The sequence below is a fragment of the Amaricoccus sp. genome, assembly GCF_047602525.1.
In the GTDB taxonomy this organism is placed as follows: Bacteria; Pseudomonadota; Alphaproteobacteria; order Rhodobacterales; family Rhodobacteraceae; genus Amaricoccus.
The window spans coordinates 2,241,556-2,259,451 of record NZ_JASGHB010000001.1 but is presented as its reverse complement, the minus strand read 5'-3'; the positions used below and the strand labels follow the sequence as shown (position 1 = coordinate 2,259,451).

20 protein-coding genes, 1 tRNA gene and 1 pseudogene are annotated in these 17,896 nt (G+C 71.0%); 13 read left to right on the top strand and 9 right to left on the bottom strand.

The features are described 5' to 3' along the window. Nucleotides 1–15 precede the first annotated feature (15 nt). Nucleotides 16–678: a Bro-N domain-containing protein gene (locus tag QM699_RS11650; protein WP_415011273.1), complete on the top strand. Its 663-nt coding sequence runs from the start codon at nucleotides 16–18 to the stop codon at nucleotides 676–678. 328 nt (nucleotides 679–1,006) lie between these two features. On the opposite strand, the gene QM699_RS11645 is transcribed toward QM699_RS11650, so the two are convergent. From QM699_RS11645 to QM699_RS11635, 3 genes are all read right to left on the bottom strand, one after another. After that, nucleotides 1,007–2,530: a tyrosine-type recombinase/integrase gene (locus QM699_RS11645; RefSeq protein WP_415011272.1), complete on the bottom strand. Its 1,524-nt coding sequence runs from the start codon at nucleotides 2,528–2,530 to the stop codon at nucleotides 1,007–1,009. 101 nt (nucleotides 2,531–2,631) lie between these two features. Beyond that, a tRNA-Ser gene (locus QM699_RS11640) sits at nucleotides 2,632–2,721 on the bottom strand. A 284-nt stretch (nucleotides 2,722–3,005) separates the two neighbouring features. Beyond that, nucleotides 3,006–3,236 carry a hypothetical protein gene (locus QM699_RS11635; RefSeq protein WP_415011271.1) on the bottom strand — a complete coding sequence of 77 codons (231 nt, stop codon included), beginning with the start codon at nucleotides 3,234–3,236 and terminating at the stop codon, nucleotides 3,006–3,008. A gap of 246 nt (nucleotides 3,237–3,482) precedes the next feature. Between QM699_RS11635 and QM699_RS11630 the strand changes: the two genes are divergently transcribed. Genes QM699_RS11630 through QM699_RS11610 form a run of 5 tightly spaced genes read left to right on the top strand, consistent with a single transcriptional unit; the run spans nucleotide 3,483 to nucleotide 7,712 of the window. Next, nucleotides 3,483–4,493, top strand: coding sequence for an AraC family transcriptional regulator ligand-binding domain-containing protein (locus tag QM699_RS11630; protein WP_415011270.1), 1,011 nt, complete (start codon nucleotides 3,483–3,485; stop codon nucleotides 4,491–4,493). Next, the gene (locus tag QM699_RS11625) at nucleotides 4,483–5,451 is read left to right on the top strand and encodes a dehydrogenase (RefSeq protein WP_415011269.1); all 969 of its coding nucleotides are present in this window, start codon (nucleotides 4,483–4,485) and stop codon (nucleotides 5,449–5,451) included. The genes QM699_RS11630 and QM699_RS11625 overlap by 11 nt, the downstream gene beginning before the upstream one ends. 22 nt (nucleotides 5,452–5,473) lie before the next feature. Next, nucleotides 5,474–5,869 carry a 6-pyruvoyl trahydropterin synthase family protein gene (locus QM699_RS11620; protein ID WP_415012752.1) on the top strand — a complete coding sequence of 132 codons (396 nt, stop codon included), beginning with the start codon at nucleotides 5,474–5,476 and terminating at the stop codon, nucleotides 5,867–5,869. Further along, nucleotides 5,866–6,930 (top strand): glycosyltransferase family 4 protein, encoded by a 1,065-nt coding sequence (locus QM699_RS11615; RefSeq protein ID WP_415011268.1) that lies wholly within the window; start codon nucleotides 5,866–5,868, stop codon nucleotides 6,928–6,930. The genes QM699_RS11620 and QM699_RS11615 overlap by 4 nt, the downstream gene beginning before the upstream one ends. Continuing rightward, the gene (locus tag QM699_RS11610; RefSeq protein ID WP_415011267.1) at nucleotides 6,927–7,712 is read left to right on the top strand and encodes a class I SAM-dependent methyltransferase; all 786 of its coding nucleotides are present in this window, start codon (nucleotides 6,927–6,929) and stop codon (nucleotides 7,710–7,712) included. Before QM699_RS11615 ends, QM699_RS11610 begins: the two co-directional genes overlap by 4 nt. Here QM699_RS11610 and QM699_RS11605 read toward each other — a convergent pair. From QM699_RS11605 to QM699_RS11585, 5 genes are all read right to left on the bottom strand, one after another. Further along, nucleotides 7,604–8,431: a RibD family protein gene (locus QM699_RS11605; protein ID WP_415011266.1), complete on the bottom strand. Its 828-nt coding sequence runs from the start codon at nucleotides 8,429–8,431 to the stop codon at nucleotides 7,604–7,606. The two genes, QM699_RS11610 and QM699_RS11605, sit on opposite strands and share 109 nt — an antisense overlap. Nucleotides 8,432–8,548: 117 nt before the next feature. After that, nucleotides 8,549–9,310: a molybdopterin-dependent oxidoreductase gene (locus QM699_RS11600; RefSeq protein WP_415011265.1), complete on the bottom strand. Its 762-nt coding sequence runs from the start codon at nucleotides 9,308–9,310 to the stop codon at nucleotides 8,549–8,551. Then, nucleotides 9,307–10,128 carry a cytochrome b/b6 domain-containing protein gene (locus tag QM699_RS11595; protein ID WP_415011264.1) on the bottom strand — a complete coding sequence of 274 codons (822 nt, stop codon included), beginning with the start codon at nucleotides 10,126–10,128 and terminating at the stop codon, nucleotides 9,307–9,309. Before QM699_RS11595 ends, QM699_RS11600 begins: the two co-directional genes overlap by 4 nt. 8 nt (nucleotides 10,129–10,136) lie before the next feature. Next, nucleotides 10,137–10,439 (bottom strand): hypothetical protein, encoded by a 303-nt coding sequence (locus tag QM699_RS11590; RefSeq protein ID WP_415011263.1) that lies wholly within the window; start codon nucleotides 10,437–10,439, stop codon nucleotides 10,137–10,139. Nucleotides 10,440–10,578: 139 nt separating this feature from the next. Beyond that, nucleotides 10,579–11,121: a gamma-glutamylcyclotransferase gene (locus tag QM699_RS11585; RefSeq protein ID WP_415011262.1), complete on the bottom strand. Its 543-nt coding sequence runs from the start codon at nucleotides 11,119–11,121 to the stop codon at nucleotides 10,579–10,581. 98 nt (nucleotides 11,122–11,219) lie between these two features. Here QM699_RS11585 and QM699_RS11580 point away from each other — a divergent pair. Next, nucleotides 11,220–11,852, top strand: a pseudogene (locus tag QM699_RS11580) (DUF2125 domain-containing protein); the annotation flags it as partial. A gap of 4 nt (nucleotides 11,853–11,856) precedes the next feature. Then, nucleotides 11,857–12,240: a DUF2125 domain-containing protein gene (locus tag QM699_RS11575; protein ID WP_415011261.1), complete on the top strand. Its 384-nt coding sequence runs from the start codon at nucleotides 11,857–11,859 to the stop codon at nucleotides 12,238–12,240. Nucleotides 12,241–12,826: 586 nt separating this feature from the next. On the opposite strand, the gene ahcY is transcribed toward QM699_RS11575, so the two are convergent. After that, on the bottom strand, nucleotides 12,827–14,239 hold the full coding sequence (ahcY, locus tag QM699_RS11570; protein ID WP_415011260.1) for an adenosylhomocysteinase: 1,413 nt from the start codon (nucleotides 14,237–14,239) through the stop codon (nucleotides 12,827–12,829). A 111-nt stretch (nucleotides 14,240–14,350) separates the two neighbouring features. Between ahcY and QM699_RS11565 the strand changes: the two genes are divergently transcribed. The 5 genes from QM699_RS11565 (at nucleotide 14,351) to QM699_RS11545 (ending at nucleotide 17,889) form a co-directional block, all read left to right on the top strand. Then, on the top strand, nucleotides 14,351–15,325 hold the full coding sequence (locus tag QM699_RS11565; protein ID WP_415011259.1) for a glycosyltransferase family 8 protein: 975 nt from the start codon (nucleotides 14,351–14,353) through the stop codon (nucleotides 15,323–15,325). 49 nt (nucleotides 15,326–15,374) lie between these two features. After that, the gene (locus tag QM699_RS11560; protein ID WP_415011258.1) at nucleotides 15,375–15,983 is read left to right on the top strand and encodes an HD domain-containing protein; all 609 of its coding nucleotides are present in this window, start codon (nucleotides 15,375–15,377) and stop codon (nucleotides 15,981–15,983) included. A 110-nt stretch (nucleotides 15,984–16,093) separates the two neighbouring features. Beyond that, nucleotides 16,094–16,996, top strand: coding sequence for a thioredoxin (trxA, locus tag QM699_RS11555; protein ID WP_415011257.1), 903 nt, complete (start codon nucleotides 16,094–16,096; stop codon nucleotides 16,994–16,996). An 18-nt stretch (nucleotides 16,997–17,014) separates the two neighbouring features. Then, nucleotides 17,015–17,695: an LON peptidase substrate-binding domain-containing protein gene (locus QM699_RS11550; RefSeq protein ID WP_415011256.1), complete on the top strand. Its 681-nt coding sequence runs from the start codon at nucleotides 17,015–17,017 to the stop codon at nucleotides 17,693–17,695. 41 nt (nucleotides 17,696–17,736) lie between these two features. Continuing rightward, nucleotides 17,737–17,889, top strand: coding sequence for a Trm112 family protein (locus QM699_RS11545; protein WP_415012751.1), 153 nt, complete (start codon nucleotides 17,737–17,739; stop codon nucleotides 17,887–17,889). Nucleotides 17,890–17,896: the final 7 nt, after the last annotated feature.

Genomic DNA, 17,896 nt, shown 5'->3' with positions numbered 1-17,896 from the left:
GTGGAGGCGGAAGCGGTGGCTCCTGAAGCAACCGCTTCACGGCTCGACCTCGGCGGGGCGCACCTGCGGCTGATGAGCCGCGCCAAAGGAAATCCTGACATGGCATTCGACCTTATCCCCGGCGGTGACGCTGGTTCCGAAGGTGTGCGTTCCTTCGACTTCGACGGGCATTCCATCCGCGTGGTGATGCTGCCTGGAGACAGCACCAGCGGTATCTTTGAGAACGGCCCCGAACCGTGGTTCGTCGCTATCGACGTGTGCCGCGCCCTCGGGCTAACTGGCGTGGCTGGCCTCCACACGCGGCATCTTCAGCGTGGCGACGTGATGGTGCTGGCGAAGAAGGCGGCAGCGGACTTAATTGCTTCAGAAGCAATAAACTCCCTGTTCCCGAGAACCGGCCGCCCGAGCGTCTCACTCATCTCCGAGCCGGGCCTCTACGACCTGATCCAGCGCAGCGAGAAGCCTACCGCTCGGGCCTTCAAGCACTACGTGAGCCACGTCATCCTCCCCAACATCCGCAAGCACGGCGGCTACACGCTCGGGCAAGATCGCCGCAAGGCGGCTCTGGAGAAGGCCCCGGCGGCGGTGCAGGAGGCCACCAACGCGGCGCACCGGGCCGAGGCCGGCGGGCGGGCGGGCGGGGGCGATGAATTTCCCCTGTGTCCAGCACAAGGGTAAAGCTGCCCAACGTCCGCCGAACGGATGTAGGTCTCTCAGGCTCTCCAGCGCCGGGAAGTCTACCGAAACTTTCGGCAGACTTTGATGGAAGGTATCCATCAAACTCCACCTCGACCACGGCGGCTCAGGTTCACAGAATGAACCGTAAACAGGGCAGAGGCCGGAGCGACAAGACCACCCCAATTCAGACTTGTGGTGGTGTCGGGCACCACCCTAACGGGGCGGAGGCGACGGGGCGGTGACGCGCACGACCAAGCCGAAACAAATTCGGTTAGGTCGCGGGGAGGCGGGCGGAGGCGATGAATACCGCAGTTCTGACCTGCGCAAATCACCAACCGCTCAGGAAGCCTTCTTCGGCCAGCCTAAGCGCCACCTTCTCCGGAGCCTCCGCGAGCTGTTCACGCAGCATCCCATGGTCATAGACCGAAGACGAGCGCCTCGGCCCGGCCCACCCTCCAAGCTCGTTCACCGCATCCTCAGGCACCCGTGCGCGCCTCGCCAAGGTCCGCCATGTGTGCCGCGTGGAGTGGAGCGCGAGGCGACCGTCGCCGGCATCGCCTAGAGCTGCGAGAAGGATGCGCCTGCGTTCGCGGGTGAAGGTTTGAGATGCAGCAGCGGCCTTGCCCGAGGCGGGGCGGATCGGGATGGAGGGGAAGAGGCGTGATCCTCCCCCAACCAAGAAATGGTTGGTGCCCTCATCAAGGCTCGTATTCTGAGCACGAGCCTTCCGCGCTTGCTCGATCAGCGCACCGAAGAGGCCCTGAGCGACAGCCGGAACGGGCACGTAACGGGCAGCGTTGGCGGTCTTGCCGGAGCGGATGGTGAAGCCGAGGGAGTTGCTCGGGCTGGCGCCCTCCTTCGCTGGCGCCGCGACATCCTCCAGCGTGAGCCGGGCCACCTCGTCAACCCGGCATCCAGTGACCAGCAACAGCCGGAAGAGCCCCGCTAGAGGCTCTCTAAGGCCAGCCTCATGGTCCAGTAGCGCGGCGACTTCCGGGGCCGTGAAGGCTTCGCGAGAGGTTGTGTCGGGGGATTGGAGGGCGCGACGAACGAGCTTCAGGGAGGCCCAAATGTCAGCTTCAGGGGCACCGGGGAGGCGCTCTTCGCGAGCCCAGCGCCATGCTCCGACAAGCAAGGTCTCATACTTGGAGGCGGTCTTCGGGGCCATGCGCTCACGAAGGTATCGTGTGCGGAAGCGATGGACAGCATCGGCGGTCATGTCGCCGAGGAAGCACGAGCCTAGGTCCTTGCCATGACCGGCTTCGCCGCTAAGGAAGAGGCCGAGATGACGGAAGGCCGAGCGGACATCGTTCCGTGTCGTCAGGGCCAGCGGAGCGAGACCGCTACGGTTCCCCGGAGAGCGCGCCGTGAGGTAGTCGTCAAGGAGCCTGTCGAGGGGTAGACCACGGGCACCTGAGGCGATCCCGAGGAAGCGGTCACGTTGGGCGGCGCGGGCGGTACGTTCGGCGGGAGGGAGCTTGACGTGGATGGCGGCTTGTTCGTCGGCCTCCGCCTCCGCCTCGACCAGTGACGCGAGATCGGGAAAGGGATCGTCGGGGCCATCGTCACCGGTGGCGCGTTGCTTGGCGATCAGCTCCGCCCACACGAGCGCACGTTCATCGGTGAGACCACGGGGGTTGGAGGCCAGGGCGAGATATTGGCCTCGGAGGATGGCGGCGCGGACGCGGGCCTCCCGGAGATCGCGAGTGGAACCTAAGCCGCGCCGTATGGTGGAACCGAAAGGGCGCCCTGAGAGGGGATCGAGGGTGCCGAGAAGGGCGGTTGGGGTGCGCATACGGAGTTGGAAGGCGGTTCCCGGTCCCTTGGGCTGGGCGAGATAATGGTCGGACATGGGCGGCACGGCCTCGTCACCGACCGGGAGAGGTACACTGTGAACCTCTTTCCTGCGCACCACCGTCGAGAAACCCGTTCTGTTTCAGCAGCTTATGGGAATGGCGGAGAGACAGGGATTCGAACCCTGGGAACGCTTGCGCGCTCAACGGTTTTCGAGACCGCCCCGTTCGACCGCTCCGGCATCTCTCCACTGGCGCGTAGCCATATGCAAGCGGCGCGGGCGGCGCAAGAGGAGATGCACAGGCCCCGCGCCGAAGATGCCCCGCGTCTATCGCATCGGGCGCTTCTTGAGATTGGGGCAGGTCGGTCAGTGGCGTTGCGGCTGTGGGACGTGCCCGCTCAGCGGGCCGGGCCTCTGCGAGACCCCGGCCCGGAAGCTCGTCGTGCGCGAAGAAGCCAGCCGGGACCGGCACCGCCGGCCTCCATCCGCCCAAGGCGGGCCGCGGAGAGGGATCCGCGGCGGCGCGGGCGGGTCAGGTCAGGCGGTAGCGCACCATCTCCGCCCAGGTCGGGGTCCCGCGCAGGCGCAGCCGCGGCGCCTCAAGGGCCGGCGGGGTCGCCGTCTCGCAGGCCATGTCGGATTTCTGCAGCCGGCGCCGGCGCCACTCGCGCTGGTATTCGGCACGGCAGGACTTGCAGTACGCGGCGTGCGTGGTCGAGGCCGGACGCGCCCGGCACCGGCTGCAGGTCTTCAGGTCACTCACGGATCACTCCACCAAGGGCCGTCCCGTGTGGGCGGGCCGGTCGTTGCATCGTTACGCGCGGGAGCCCCGTTACCGTCGAGGCGCGGAGCGGTCCGCGCGACGGTCGAATCAGGCGGCCCCCACAGCGGTAGTATATATCGGCGGAAATCCGCCGCTAGTCTTGCGGCAGTTTGCCATTAACTTGCGAACGGCGGACATCGTGCTTTTTGTGATGTGCCCGGGTGATTCGCGGATGGGGAGGGCGGTATGTACGTGGTTCCCGTGGCATGGCTGACGCATGCCGTCGCCGTGCGTGGCGCCGATGCGCCCGACATTCGGGCCGGACTCGCCGCGGCGAACCTTTCCCCCGGCTTCCTTGACGGCGACGCGGACCAGATCGCTGCCAGCAGCTTCGTTCAGTTCATCGAGGAGGCGGCCCGCGTGGCCGGCGAGGAGTTCTATGGCCTCGATCTCGGGCTCGGCTATGACGTGCGCGCCTCTGGCCTCGCCGCCTACGTCAGCCTCGCCTGCAGCACCGCGCGCGAAAGCCTGCGCAACGCCTGCCGCTACGGCGCGATCAGCGACACCTCGGCAGACTACGCACTCGCCGAGACGCCGGACGAGGCGTTCTTTCGCATCGAGACCCGCTCGCCGCCGATCCGCCTGAGCCGCCAGGCGACGGAGTTCAAGGTCGCGCTCATTTTCAGGGCCTGCCTGACGTTCGTCGGCCCTGCGCTGCGGCCGCGCGAAGCGCGTTTCTCGGTCGCGCGCGTCAACGCCCGCGATGCGGCACGGCGGTTCGGCTGCCCCGTCACCTATGGCGCCGAGGCAAGCGGCCTTGCGTTTGTCCACGAGCAGCTGGAGCTGGCGCCGCACACCTCCGACCCCTACCTGCTCGATCTTCTCGAACGGGTGGCCGCGTCCTGCCTCGCGAAGCGCAGCCCGGCGCGCGATGCCACCCGCACCCGTGTCGAGCGCCTGCTGCTCGATGCGCTGTCGAGGGGCGCCCCGACCGCGCGGCAGGTTGCCGAGGCGCTCGGGATCAGCGAGCGGACGCTCGCCCGGCGGCTCGTGTCGGAGGGGACGAGCTTCGGTCAGGTGCTGGACGAGATCCGCCGCGACATGGCGCTCGGCTATCTCGAGGATCCGACGATCCTGCTGTCGCAGATTGCCTATCTGCTGGGATACGCCGACCAGAGCGCGTTCTCGAACGCGTTCCGGCGCTGGACCGGCCAGTCGCCGAGCCGCTTCCGCGCCGAGGCCGCCGTTGGCGACTGACGCGCGGGCGTTCTGGATCGAGGCGGCAGGTCAGGGGGCGCTGCGCCCTGCGGCGGTTGCGCCGGGACCGGGCGATGTGGCGATCGCCACGCAGGTTTCCGCCATCAGCCGTGGCACCGAGGCGCTGGTGTTCCGCGGCGGGGTGCCGGCGTCCGAATGGGCACGGATGCGCGCGCCGCTGCAGGACGGCGACTTTCCGTTCCCGGTGAAATACGGATACGCCGCGGTCGGCGAGGTGACGGTCGGGCCGCCGGCGCTCATCGGGCGCATGGTGTTCGTCCTGCACCCCCATCAGGATCGTTTCGCCGCGCCGGCGGCGATGGCCGTGCCGGTGCCGCCCGGCGTGCCGCCGCGCCGCGCGGCGCTGGCGGCCAATGCCGAGACGGCGCTGAACGTGGTCTGGGATGCGGCGATCGGGCCGGGTGATCGGGTGGCGGTGGTTGGTGCCGGCGTCGTGGGCGCGCTGGCCGGCTGGATCGCCGGCCGCATCCCCGGCACCGAGGTGACGTTCGTCGACGTGAACCCGGCCCGGGCCGCGCTCGCCGCGGCGCTCGGCTGCGGCTTCGCCGTGCCGGGCGAGGCGCCGGGCGCGTGCGATGCGGTGATCCACGCCAGCGCCAGCGCCGAGGGGCTCGGGACGGCGCTCCGGCTCGCGGGGACCGAGGCGACGGTGGTCGAGGCGAGCTGGTACGGCGACCGCCCGGTCACGCTCGGCCTCGGCGCGGCGTTCCACAGCCGCCGCCTCCGGCTGATCGCGAGCCAGGTGGGCGAGCTGCCGCCGCTGCGCCGGCCGCGCTGGACCCACCGCCGCCGGCTCGAAGCCGCGCTCGCGCTGCTCGCCGATCCTGCCGCCGACACGCTGCTGAGCGGCGAGACCGCCTTTGCCGACCTGCCACGGCGCTACGGCGAGATTCTCGCCGATCCCGACACCCTCTGCCATCTCGTGCGTTACGACTGAACCACAGGAAAGGCCGGTGCCCATGTATGCCGTCGAGGTCCGCGACCACGTGATGATCGCCCACAGCCTGCCGGGCGAGGTCTTCGGGCCGGCGCAGCGCCTGCACGGCGCCACCTTCGTCGTCGACGCGGCGTTCTTCGCCGGGGAACTCGACGCGAACGGCATCGTCGTCGACATCGGCCGCGCCACCGACGCGCTCGGCCGCGCGCTGGAGCCGCTGCGCTATCGCAACCTCGACGACCTGCCGGAGTTTGCCGGCCGCGCGACGACGACCGAGGTGCTTGCCCGCCACGTCTTCGACGCGCTGGCCGGTCCCGCCCGCGCCGGCGCGCTCGGCAATGCCGGCGGCCTGCGGCGGCTGCGCATCACGCTGCACGAGAGCCACGCGGCGCGCGGCTGGTACGAGGCGGATTTGTGAGGCCAGGCGCCGCCTGCTTTCTGGTTCCGGGCGACCTCGATGCACCGACCGGCGGCTACGGCTATGACCGGCGGCTGATCGCGGGGCTGCGCCAGGCGGGCTGGACGGTGCGTGTCCTGCACCCGCCGGGCGACTGGCCGTTTCCCGATCCCTCGGCGCGCGCGGCCACCCGGGCGCTGCTCGCGGCGCTGCCCGACGGCGCCGTGGTGCTGGCCGACGGGCTCGCCTATGGCGCGATGGCGGCAGAGGCCGGCGCCGAGGCGGCCCGCCTGCGCTTCGTGGCGCTGGTCCACCATCCGCTTGGCGACGAGGCCGGCCTCGACCCGGCGGCTCGGGCGACGCTCCTCGCCACGGAGCGCGCGGCCCTCGACGCGGCGCGCGCGGTCGTCTGCACCAGCCCTGCGACGGCGCGCCGGCTCACGGACGCCTTCGGCGTCGCGCCGGTGCGGCTGACGGTGGCGTGCCCGGGCACCGACCGGGCGCCGCGCGCCGCCGGCACCGGGCAGCCGCCCCGGGTGCTCTCCGTCGGCTCGCTGATCCCGCGCAAGCGCCACGATGTCCTCATCGACGCCCTCGCGCGGCTCGCCGACCGTCCGTGGACCGCGCGCATCGCCGGGTCGGCCGCGCTCGATCCGGCCTGTGCCGCGGCGCTGCGGCAGCGGATCAATGCCGCCGGGCTTGCCGGGCGGATCGTGCTCTGCGGCTCGGTCGTCGATACCCGGGCAGAGCTGGCGGAGGCGGAGATCTTCGCCCTTGCCAGCGAGTACGAGGGCTACGGGATGGCCTTCGCCGAGGCGCTGGCGCAGGGCGTGCCGGTCGTTGCCTGTCGCGCCGGGGCCATTGCCGAGCTGGTGCCCGCCGCCGCCGGCGGCCTCGCGGAGCCGGGCGACGCCGCCGCGTTTGCGGCGGCGCTGGCCCTGCTGCTCGACGATCCCGCCCGCCGGCGGGCGGCGGCGGATGCCGCGTTCGATGCAGGCCGGCGGCTGCCGACGTGGGACGACACCGCCCGGGCCGTCGCGGCCTGCCTCGACGGCGTTGCCGCCGGCGGGTGCACGCCGTGAGCTTCGACGCCGGCTGGCTCGACCTGCGCGCGCCGGCCGACGCCGCGGCGCGCGCCCCCGACCTCCTCGCCCGCGCGCGTACGTACCTGACGGCCACGCCCGGCGCCCTTGCGCTCGACCTCGGCGCGGGCACCGGGGCCACCGCGCGTGCGTTCGCCACGCCCGGCGTTCGCTGGCGCCTGCTCGACGCGGATCCCGACCTGCTCGCCCACGCCGCGCAGCGGACGCCGGCCGCGGAAACCGTCGTCATGGATCTGTCCCGCCTCGACGCCCTGCCGCTTGCGGGCGTGCGGCTCGTCACCGCCTCGGCGCTGCTCGATCTCGCGTCGGCGCAGTGGCTCGACACGCTCGCCAGGCGGCTCGCCCAGGCAAACCTCGCGGTCTACGCGGCACTCACCTACGACGGGTCACTCGAATGGACCCCCGCACACCCCGACGACGCTGCCGTCGCCGCAGGCTTCAACCGGCATCAGCGCGGCGAGAAGGGGCTCGGCGGGCCGGCCCTCGGGCCGGACGCGGCACCCTGCCTCGCGGCTGCCCTGACACGGCTGGGCTTCCGCGTCAGCGTCGCCGCAAGCCCCTGGCGCCTCCATCCGGGCGCGCTGCTCGACGCGCTCACCGACGGCATCGCCGCCGCTGCCGCCGAAACTGGGGTCGAGACCCGAGCCTGGCGTCAGGCGCGCGCGGCGACCGTGTTCGCCTCGGTCGGCCAAGTCGATCTCTTCGCCACGCCCCCGGCCGCCAGCGCGCAGTCGAAAACCACGTCGGTGTCGAGCCCGTAGACATGCGTCTCGGGCCGCAGCGCGTCGCGCAGGCGCGCCACCGGGGCCATCCGCAGGCCCGACGGCCCGTCGCCGATGATGAGCGGCGCCACCGCGACGTGCAGCCGGCTCAAGAGACCGGCATCGAGGAATCGCTGGATCGTCACGCAGCCGCCCTCGACCAGCACCCGCCCGAAGCCGAGGTCGCCCAACGCCACCGCGATGTCATGGGGCGCGATCCAGCCATCAGGCGCCGGCAGCCGCACCACCTCGACGCCGGGCGCCCGCCGCCGCTCGCACGCCTGGATCACCACCCGCCGGACGCTGGCATCCAGAAGCGCCTTGGCGCCGTCGGGCAGACGGCCGCGCGGGTCGATCACCACCCGCGCCGGGCTCGGCCCCGGCACCAGCCGCACGGTCAGGCGCGGGTCATCCTGCAGCGCGGTCCTGACGCCGACCACCACCGCATCCGCCAGCGCGCGGCAGCGGTGCAGGTGGCGCAATCCCCCGGCCCCCGACACCTCGGTCGCGTCGCCCGACGGAGTGGCGATCCGCCCGTCGAGAGACTGCCCCACCTGCGCGAAAAGTCCGGTGCCCTCGGGTCGGGCCGCGATCGGCGCATAGAGCGCCCATGCCGCCTGCTCCTCCGCCGTCCAGTCCGGCGCCGGCCCGGGCGCCGACCCCTCGCGCAGCGCCAGCGCCGCCGCCCAGACCCTGGCCGTCACGTCCGCTCGCTGCATCGCTCGTTCCCCCTGCGCCGCCCGCCCCGGCGGCTGGCCGCGCGGCCACCGCCGGCACGCCCTCTCCGAAACACCGGATCCGGACGAGCGTTCCCATCGAGGCGGTCAAACAGTCGCTCAGATCCCAGCGTACCAGTCGTATCCGACCGTGTCCTCCCAGAACCCGCCCTTGCCACGCCCGACGGCGCCGAGCAGCGCCACCGCCTCGATCCGCATGATGAACTTCGCCTGCTTGTACCCGAGCTGACGCTCCACCCGCAGCCGCAGCGGCGCACCATGTCCGACCGGCAGGTCGCCGCCGTTCATCCCATAGGCAAGGATCGTCTGCGGGTGGAAGGCATCCACCAGGTCGATGCTCTCGTAGTACGCCGTGCCGTCGAAATCGTCGGCGCAATGCAGCACGACATACCGCGCCGCCGGCTGCAACCGCGCCTGCGCCAGCACCGCGCCGAGCGGCACGCCGGTCCACTGGCCGATCGCGCTCCACCCCTCGACGCAGTCGTGGCGGGTGATCTGCGTCCGCGCCGGCATCGCCTTCAGCTCGGCCAGCGACAGCGACAGCGGCGCGTCGACCAGCCCGCCGACGTCGAGGCGCCAGTCGGCGAAGCCCGTGTCGGCGTGGGCGCGCCACGCCGCCGAGCGCGGTTCGGTGTTGCCGTTGGTGCGAAAGCTCGGCGACATCTCGGCGGGGGCGAACTCCCGCGCCAGCGCCTCCGACCCGATCAGGCGATGCACCCGGTAGGAGAGCCACTCGCCGGTGCCGAGCACGATGTCGCGAAAGCTCGGGCTCGCCCCCAGCGCGTCGCAGCCGCCGAGCAGCAGGCCCGGCGCCGCCAGCCCCGCCCCGCGCAGCAATGCCCGCCGGCTCACCCCGCTCATCGCCGCGCCTCCGGCAGGCGGTAGCGGCCCGTTACCATCGAGCGCACCTCGTTGAATGGCCCGGCGAGCAGCACCATGGCAAGATGCACCACGACGAAGCCGACCAGCAGCCACGCGACGATGAAATGCACCGAGCGCGCGCCCTGTCGTCCGCCGAACAGGTCGAGCAGCCAGGGCGCGGCCGCGTCCATCGCCGGCGACATGGCGAGCCCCGACAGGACCATCGCCGGCAAGAGCCCGACGAGCACCGCGAGATAGGCAAGCTTCTGCAGCGTGTTGTAGTGGCGCGCCGCCTCTCCCGCCGGAAAGTCCAGGCGCGCGTGTGCCTTCACCTCTGCCCAGAGATGCCGGGGCGCGAGTTCGGCGCGGCGCGGCGCCAGGTCGCGCCACAGGTGGCCATTGACGAGGCTCGCCGCCGCATAGGCCGCGAGGCCGGCCGCCAGCACCCAGGCAAAGCTCAGGTGCCAGCGCCGCGCGAGCGCCAGGTCGTAGCCGGAGGGGATCGTCGCCCAGCCGGGAAACGCCACCGCCCAGAGCCGCCCGTCCCGGGCGCTGACGCCGAGGACGCCGGTGGTGTCCACCTCGGTCCCGCCGATGCGCAGATACCCGCGCCCCGCCGCCGCGCCGATCTCGAGCCACGCCGGATCCGCATTTGCGCCATAGGCGCCCCAGTAGAGCCGGGGGTGGGCGTTGAAGATCATCAGCCCGCTCATCAGCAGGACGACGAGCGCGCCGGCGTTCACCCAGTGCCAGAGCCGGGTCGACAGGCGATGCCGGCGGACGACCTCTCCCCCGCCGGGCGCGGGCGCGCGCTCCATCGACCGTGCTACTCGTTGTCGCTGGCGTCGCTGACCGCGGCGCCCAGCGTGCGCTCGGGGCTCTGCTTGCAGGCGGCCTGCACCGCCATCACCAGATCGTCGTTCGCCATCACCTCGGCATCGTCGCCCTGATCGACCGTCATCGTGCCGGAGGCGCTCATGCCGCCCTCGCCGGCCTCGGCCATGGAGCCGACGATCTGCATCTGCGAGTCCATGTCCATGCCGTTGAACTCGGCGCAGGACATGTCGGCGAGCGCGAGGCCGGGCACGAGGCAGGCGGCCAGGGTGAAGGCGATGTGAAGGCGGGTCATGGTTTCCCTCTCGATCAGGCGTGCCGCCTCTCGGTGCGGCCACATCCCCTGATACGGCGTCCGGCCGCGATCGGTTACGGCGAATCGACGCACGAAACGGTGATCGCCCGGAGCCGCCGGCCTCCGATCCGCCCTCCGGTCAGCTGGCGCGCGCCTGCCGCACCATCGAGGCGAGGCGCACCAGCTCCTCGTCGTGCACGCCGAGCGCCGTCAGGCCCTCGACCGTGTAGAGGAGATAGTCGAGGTTCGGCCCGCTTGACCCCTCGGCGCGGCCGATCACCTCGGCCTGCTGCTCCAGCGTGAGGCCGCCGACGTACTGCGCATGGGCGCGGTCCACGACATAGGCGACCGCCTCGACCTCGCGACCATCCGCGAGCCGCACGGGCAGCCGCCGCTCGTCGTAGGCCGAGGACACCAGTTCACGCTCGCGCAGGTAGGCGAGCACCGCCCCGGCCTGCGTGGCCGCCACCCGGAAGGCGAGGCCCTCGCACGCCGCCTCCGGCGCCTCGTCGAGCGCGAGAACCAGCCCCGGCGCCTCCGGCGTGCCGCGGTAGTGGATCGAGGTCATGCAGAACCCGCGGCGCCATCCCGCGAGGCGCGCCACCTGCCGCTCCTCGAAGTCGAAGCCGGGGCGCCAGATCAGCGAGCCATAGCCGAAGACCCAGAGATCACCCGTCGCCATCGCTGCCCTCGCGTCCGCCGCCCTTGGTGTCAACCTCGCCGTTTCCCCCTCGCGTCCCTGGTTCGGCTCGGTTAACTGGCGGGGCAAGGGGGTAGGACATGCGTGCAGTCTTGGCAATCACCGCCGTCGTCGTGGTCGCGGCACTGGCGTGGAGCGGCTTCTGGTTCTGGCAGGTGTCGCTTCGAGAGCGGGCGCTCGAGGGCTGGCTGGCAGAGCGGCGCGCGGCCGGCTGGGTCGCCGAGGCCGGCGACGTGCAGGTCACGGGCTATCCGAGCCGGGTCGATTCCTTCGTGACCGGACTCAACCTCGCCGACCCCAGTGCCGGCTGGGCGTGGAAGGCGGACGAGCTGCAGATCCTGTCGCTCGCCTACAAGCCGCACCACATCATCGCCGCACTTCCCGGCAATCAGGTCTTCTCGACGCCCTACGACACCCTCCGGCTGCACGGCGACACGTTCCGGGGCTCGGTGCTGTTCCGCCCGACGCCGCGTCTCGAACTCGACCACATGACGTTCGAGATCGGCGACATGCAGATCACCGGCGATGCCGGCTGGTCGGCGCAGGTCGGCAAGGCGATCCTCGCGACGCGGCAGTCGACCGGCGACGCCGCGCCGCCCTTTGCCCATGACCTCTCGCTCGACGTCTCCGGCCTCGCGCTGCCGCCGGAACTGATGCGCGCGCTGCGCGCCGGCAAGGTTCTGCCGGCCGAGATCGGCACGCTGTCGCTCGAATTCGATGCTGATCTTCGACCGCCCGTGGGACCGCGCGGCCGTCGAGGCCGGCCTGCCGGCGCTGAAGCAGGTGTCCGTGCGCGACCTTCACCTCGCGTGGGGCCGGCTCGACCTGCGCGCCCACGGCACCCTCGATGTCGACGCGCAGGGCTTTGCCGCCGGCCGGCTCGACATCGCGGCGACGAACTGGCGCGACATGATCGACGTGGCGGAGCAGGGGGGCATGATCGGCGCGAACATGGCCGGGACGCTGCGGGTCGGCCTCGGCCTCCTCGCGCAGATGGCAGGCAATCGCGAGTCGATCGAGATCCCGCTCGCCTTCGCCGACGGCCAGACCCGCCTCGGCCCGATCCCGATCGGCCCCGCCCCCCGGCTCGCGACCCGCTGAAGTCCCGGCGACCGCGCGCCGCCGTCGCTCCCCGGCCGGCAGCTCGCGCGACGCCGATGGTCTTCATACGGCCTTGAAACCTGGAGAGCAGTCGGTTTTCCGGCAACAGCCGGAAAACAGGCAAAAAACCATGCGCGCGCCCCGCGCGCTCCCTGTCGCGGCAAAGGCCGCGTCCCGCGCTGCGTGCCGGCTGACCGTTCGGAGAGGGGGCACCGGGCGACGTCACGGCGGGCATGAAAAGGCGAGATCGGGGGGGCCTCCCCTCAAAGGCCCCCCCGATCCGCAGCGTGCGGGTACAACGGACCCCCATCCGCGGGATCCGGCGACGCGGGACGGGTCCGGGGGCGGACCCACCATCGCCGTGGGACCCGAGAACATCCGCGTCATGCCAGACCCACGCTGACCCGCACGACCCCTCCAGGGCCTCTGTGACCCATCGGGTGCAACCGGTGCGATTTTCGTGGAGTACGATGGTTCAGGAGGGCGTTTCTGCCGCGGCCATCGACAAGACCGACATTGCAGGAAAAGGGGCCTCCCGTCAAACGGGAAGCCCCTAGACTTCAAGGTAACGAGACGGTTAGCGGCGTCAGTAGCGGTAGTGCTCGGCCTTGAACGGCCCCGTCGGCGCCACGCCTATATAGGCCGCCTGCTCGGCCGACAGCTCGGTCAGCTTCACGCCGATCTTCGCCAGATGCAGCCGCGCCACCTTCTCGTCGAGATGCTTGGGCAGGGTGTAGACCTTGTTCTCGTACTGCGAACCGCGGGTCCACAGCTCGATCTGCGCCAGCGTCTGGTTCGAGAACGACGCCGACATCACGAACGACGGATGCCCGGTGGCGTTGCCGAGGTTGAGCAGCCGGCCCTGGCTGAGCAGGATCATCCGCTTCCCGTCGGGGAAGGAGATCATGTCGACCTGGTCCTTGATGTTGGTCCACGTCAGGTTCTTCAGCTGCGCGACCTGGATCTCGTTGTCGAAGTGGCCGATGTTGCCGACGATCGCCATGTCCTTCATCGCCCGCATGTGGTCGATGGTGATGACGTCCTTGTTGCCGGTCGCGGTGATGAAGATGTCCGCCCGCGAGGCCGCGTCGTCCATGGTGACGACCTCGAAGCCGTCCATCGCCGCCTGAAGCGCGCAGATCGGGTCGACTTCCGTCACCATGACGCGCGCGCCGGCGCCGCGCAGCGAGGCGGCGGAGCCCTTGCCCACGTCGCCGTAGCCGAGCACGACGGCGGTCTTGCCCGCCATCATCACGTCGGTGCCGCGACGGATGCCGTCGACGAGGCTTTCCTTGCAGCCGTACTTGTTGTCGAACTTCGACTTCGTGACGCTGTCGTTCACGTTGATCGCCGGGAACGGCAGGCGGCCCTTCTCCATCAGGTGATAGAGCCGATGCACGCCGGTCGTCGTCTCCTCGGAGACACCCTTGATCGCGTGGCGCTGCTTCACGAACCAGCCGGGCGACGCCTTCATCCGCTTCTTGATCTGCGCGAAGAAGTATTCCGCTTCCTCGGAGTCCGGGTTCTCGATCAGGCTGGTCTCGCCCTCCTCGACCCGGGCGCCGGTCAGGATGTACATCGTGGCGTCGCCGCCGTCGTCGAGGATCATGTTCGCGCCGCCCTCGAAGTCGAAGATGCGGTCGGTGTAGGTCCAGTAGTCCTCGAGCGTCTCGCCCTTGATCGCGAACACCGGCACGCCCGACTTCGCGATCGCCGCGGCGGCATGGTCCTGGGTCGAGTAGATGTTGCACGACGCCCAGCGGACCTCGGCGCCGAGCGCGGTCAGCGTCTCGATCAGCACGGCGGTCTGGATCGTCATGTGCAGCGAGCCGGCGATGCGCGCGCCCTTCAGCGGCTGCGCGGGGCCGTATTCGGCGCGGATCGCCATGAGCCCCGGCATCTCGGTCTCGGCGATGTCGAGTTCCTTGCGGCCGAAGTCCGCGAGGTTGATGTCCCTGACGACATAGTCCCGGCTCAGTACGGCCTGATCTTCGCTCATGTCCCGGAGGTCTCCGAATGGGGTCTGTTGGGGCGCGGCTTAGCAAGATCCCGGTTGCTCCACAACCGCAGGTGCGGCAAGACCGCTGTCGGAACATCGGGAGGGCGCCGGATGGCGGCGACGGAGGGCGTGGTGACGCTCGATGCCGACCGGCCGGCGGGCTTCGACCGGGCGGTGGTCTTCGCGGCCGATGGGGCCTACCTGCGCCATGCCGCCTTCGCGGCGGCGCAGCTTGCGGCCCTGTCGCCCGGCCGGACGTTCGACATCTGCCTCTGCGGGCCGGAGATGCCGCCGGCGGTCGCGGGCCTCGCCCCGCTCGGGCTCCGGCGCTGCCGGGTCGGGACCGCGGGGATGTTCGATGGCCTCGGCCTCGACCCGAGGCGGAGCGCCGCGTCCTACCTGCGCTATGCGCTGCCGGATGCGTTCGCGGGCGCGTATCGCCGGCTGCTCTACCTCGACGCCGACGTCTTCATCCAGGGCGGGGATTTCGGCGCGCTGCTGGAGGTGGACCTCGGGCCGCATCCTCTGGGCGCGGTCCGCGACAACATGCAGTGGCGCACGCCGCGGCGGCGGACGCCGTCGTTCGCCCGGCTGGGCCTGCCGTGGGCGTCGGTGTTCAACAGCGGCATGCTGCTGATCGACGTGGCCGCCTGGCGCGAGCGGGAGGTGCTCGGGCGGATGCTCGCCTTCGGCGCCGCCCATGATCCGGCGCGGATCGGCCTCGATCAGGATCTGGTGAACGCGGTGGTACGCGGCGCCTTCGCCGAGCTGTCGCCGGTCTGGAACTGGCAATACACTTGGGCCTCGCGGCTGTTCGAGGCGCTCGACGACGCGCACGTGGTGCATTTCATCGGGCCGCGAAAGCCGTGGAGCCACGACGGCGGCGAGCTGCCGCTGCGCTTCCGGCGGGCCTATCGCGCGTTCTTCGCCGAGCACTTTCCCGAGGCGCCGGTCGGGCCGGACGGAGTGCGGCCGCTGGCGAACCGTGGATTCGTCCGGCGGATGCTGGTGAAGCACCTGCTCTCGCAGGGCAAGCTCGCGGATTATCTCGACCGATTCCCGGACGACATGACGGTGCTCGTGTGACCGGCGGCGCATCGGTCCGCCGGCGCGGCACGCGGCCGTACGAAGACCCATGGCGGGCGGAGGGAGCGGCGTGACGGCGCGGGCGTGGCAGAGGATGCTCTCGGGGCGGCGGCTCGACCTGCTCGATCCGTCGCCCTTCGACGTGGAGATCGAGGACATCGCCCACGGCCTCGCGTTCGTGGCGCGCTGGAACGGCCAGACGCATGGCGAGCATCCCTATTCGGTGGCCGAGCACTCGCTGCTGGTCGAGGATCTCTATGCGCGGATCGTGCCGAAGCCGGAGCCGAAGTGGCGGCTGGCGGCGCTGCTGCACGATGCGCCGGAATACGTGATCGGCGACATGATCTCGCCGGTGAAGGCCGCGGTCGGGCCGGGGTATGCGCTGCTCGACGCGCGGCTGGCCCGGGCGGTGCACATCCGCTTCGGGCTGCCGGCCGATCTGCCGAAGGCGGTGAAGGTGCAGATCAAGCGGGCGGACAAGGTGTCGGCCTGGCTCGAGGCGACGCAGATCGCCGGATTCTCCGCCCCGGAGGCGAACCGTTTCTTCGGAACGCCGCGCCTCGACGAGGTGGGCAGCCTGCGGCTTGCGCCGAGGCCGCCCATGGCGGTGAAGGCGGCCTTCCTCGCGCGGCACGCCGAGCTGATGGCCGCATGCTGAGCGGCCATGCCGACCGGCGGTGATAGCGCTTGACGGGCAGGCGGCGCTACACCACCTAACGGGCCAAATCCTCGGCCGCGCCCGCCGGCCCGAGCAGGAGATCTGATCGCATGGACCTGAAAGCCCCGATGCCCGCCGCGAGCCCGATCAGGGACGCGACCGAGGCGACCTTCATGGCCGACGTCGTCGAGGCTTCCGTCGAGGTGCCGGTTATCGTCGACTTCTGGGCGCCGTGGTGCGGGCCGTGCAAGACGCTGACGCCGGCGCTGGAGAAGGCGGTCACCGAGGCCAAGGGCAAGGTGCGGCTGGTCAAGGTCGATGTCGACCAGAACCAGCGGCTCGCGGCCCAGATGCGGGTGCAGTCGATCCCGGCGGTGTTCGCCTTCGTCGGCGGCCAGCCGGTCGACGGGTTCATGGGGGCGCAGTCGCCGGCGCAGATCAAGGCGTTCGTCGACCGGCTGATCGAGATGTCGGGCGGCAACGCCGGCCTCGAGGAGGCGATCGCCGCCGCCGAGGAGATGCTGGCCGAAGGGGCGGCGACCGATGCGGCGCAGACCTTCGCCGCGGTGCTGCAGGAGGACGAGACGAACCTCGCGGCGATCGGCGGGCTGGCGCGGTCGCATCTCGCGCTGGGCGAGATCGAGCAGGCAAAGGGCGTGCTCGAACTGACGCCGAAGGGCAAGGAGAGCGATCCGGCGATCGCCGCGGCGCGGGCGCAGATCGAGCTTGCCGAGGCGACGGCCGGGGCGACCGGCGAGACGGCGGAGCTGGAGGCCCGGCTGGCGGCGGATCCGTCGGACCTTCAGGCACGCTATGACCTCGCTTTGGCGCGCATCGGGGCGGGGGATTCCGTTGGCGCGATCGACGATCTGCTCGAGCTGTTCCGCCGGGACCGGGAGTGGAACGAGGGCGCGGCGAAGGCGCAGCTGTTCAAGCTCTTCGACAGCCTCGGGCCGAAGAGCGAGGCGGTACAGAAGGGGCGGCGTCGGCTGAGCTCGATGATCTTCGCCTGACGGCGCGGGAGGCCAGCGGTGCGCAAGTACAGTCTTGCCGACCTTCCCGAGACGCTCCCGGTGTTTCCGTTGCCCGGCGCGCTGCTGCTGCCGCGGGCCCGGTTGCCGCTCAATATCTTCGAGCCGCGCTATCTCGCGATGCTCGAGGACACGCTGAAGACCCCGCACCGGCTGATCGGGATGATCCAGCCGATGCTCCTGCCCGAGGGTCGCGGGCCGGGGCCGGAGCGGGAGCGGGTGGAGACCGCGCGGCTGCACCGGATCGGTTGTGCCGGGCGGGTCACGGCGTTCCAGGAGACCGATGACGGCCGCTATCTCGTCACCCTGTCCGGGGTGGCGCGCTTTCGCCTCGGCCCGGTCGAGGAGGGGTTTGCGCCGTATCTGCGGGCGCGGGCCGACTGGGCAGACTTCGAGCGCGACCTCGGGCGGGCGGAGGTCGATCCCGGGTTCGACCGTGGGGGGTTTCTCGACGTGTTGTCGCGGTTCTTCGAGGCGGCGCAGCTCTCCTCCGACTGGGAGAGCCTGAAGGAGGCGGATGCCGAGCTTCTGGTCAATTCGCTGTCGATCCTCTGTCCGTTCGATCCCGAGGAGCGGCAGGCGCTGCTCGAGGCCCCGACGCTCGCCACCCGGCGCGAGACCCTGGTGACGCTGATGGAATTCGCGCTGCGCTCCGGCGGCGATGACGGAGTCCTGCAGTGAGCGAGGAGGCATCGGTGCCGCTGACCGCGGCGGACAGGCGGATGCTCGAGGCGCTGGTCTGCCCCGTGACCCGCGGCGCGCTGGTCTACGATGCCGGTCGGCAGGAACTGGTGTCGCGCAACGCCGCGCTCGCCTTTCCGATCCGCAACGGTGTGCCGGTCATGCTGGTGAACGAGGCGCGGCCGCTGGACTGATCCCCGC

Excerpts from the sequence above, each read along its gene's own strand:
- QM699_RS11630 (WP_415011270.1), top strand. The coding sequence starts at position 3,483 with ATGTACGTGGTTCCCGTGGCATGGCTGACGCATGCCGTCGCCGTGCGT.
- QM699_RS11620 (WP_415012752.1), top strand. The coding sequence starts at position 5,474 with ATGTATGCCGTCGAGGTCCGCGACCACGTGATGATCGCCCACAGCCTG.
- QM699_RS11600 (WP_415011265.1), bottom strand. The coding sequence starts at position 9,310 with ATGAGCGGGGTGAGCCGGCGGGCATTGCTGCGCGGGGCGGGGCTGGCG.
- QM699_RS11605 (WP_415011266.1), bottom strand. The coding sequence starts at position 8,431 with ATGCAGCGAGCGGACGTGACGGCCAGGGTCTGGGCGGCGGCGCTGGCG.
- ahcY (WP_415011260.1), bottom strand. The coding sequence starts at position 14,239 with ATGAGCGAAGATCAGGCCGTACTGAGCCGGGACTATGTCGTCAGGGAC.
- QM699_RS11645 (WP_415011272.1), bottom strand. The coding sequence starts at position 2,530 with ATGTCCGACCATTATCTCGCCCAGCCCAAGGGACCGGGAACCGCCTTC.
- QM699_RS11585 (WP_415011262.1), bottom strand. The coding sequence starts at position 11,121 with ATGGCGACGGGTGATCTCTGGGTCTTCGGCTATGGCTCGCTGATCTGG.
- QM699_RS11565 (WP_415011259.1), top strand. The coding sequence starts at position 14,351 with ATGGCGGCGACGGAGGGCGTGGTGACGCTCGATGCCGACCGGCCGGCG.
- trxA (WP_415011257.1), top strand. The coding sequence starts at position 16,094 with ATGGACCTGAAAGCCCCGATGCCCGCCGCGAGCCCGATCAGGGACGCG.
- QM699_RS11595 (WP_415011264.1), bottom strand. The coding sequence starts at position 10,128 with ATGGAGCGCGCGCCCGCGCCCGGCGGGGGAGAGGTCGTCCGCCGGCAT.
- QM699_RS11545 (WP_415012751.1), top strand. The coding sequence starts at position 17,737 with ATGCTCGAGGCGCTGGTCTGCCCCGTGACCCGCGGCGCGCTGGTCTAC.
- QM699_RS11590 (WP_415011263.1), bottom strand. The coding sequence starts at position 10,439 with ATGACCCGCCTTCACATCGCCTTCACCCTGGCCGCCTGCCTCGTGCCC.
- QM699_RS11575 (WP_415011261.1), top strand. The coding sequence starts at position 11,857 with ATGCTGATCTTCGACCGCCCGTGGGACCGCGCGGCCGTCGAGGCCGGC.
- QM699_RS11560 (WP_415011258.1), top strand. The coding sequence starts at position 15,375 with ATGGCGGGCGGAGGGAGCGGCGTGACGGCGCGGGCGTGGCAGAGGATG.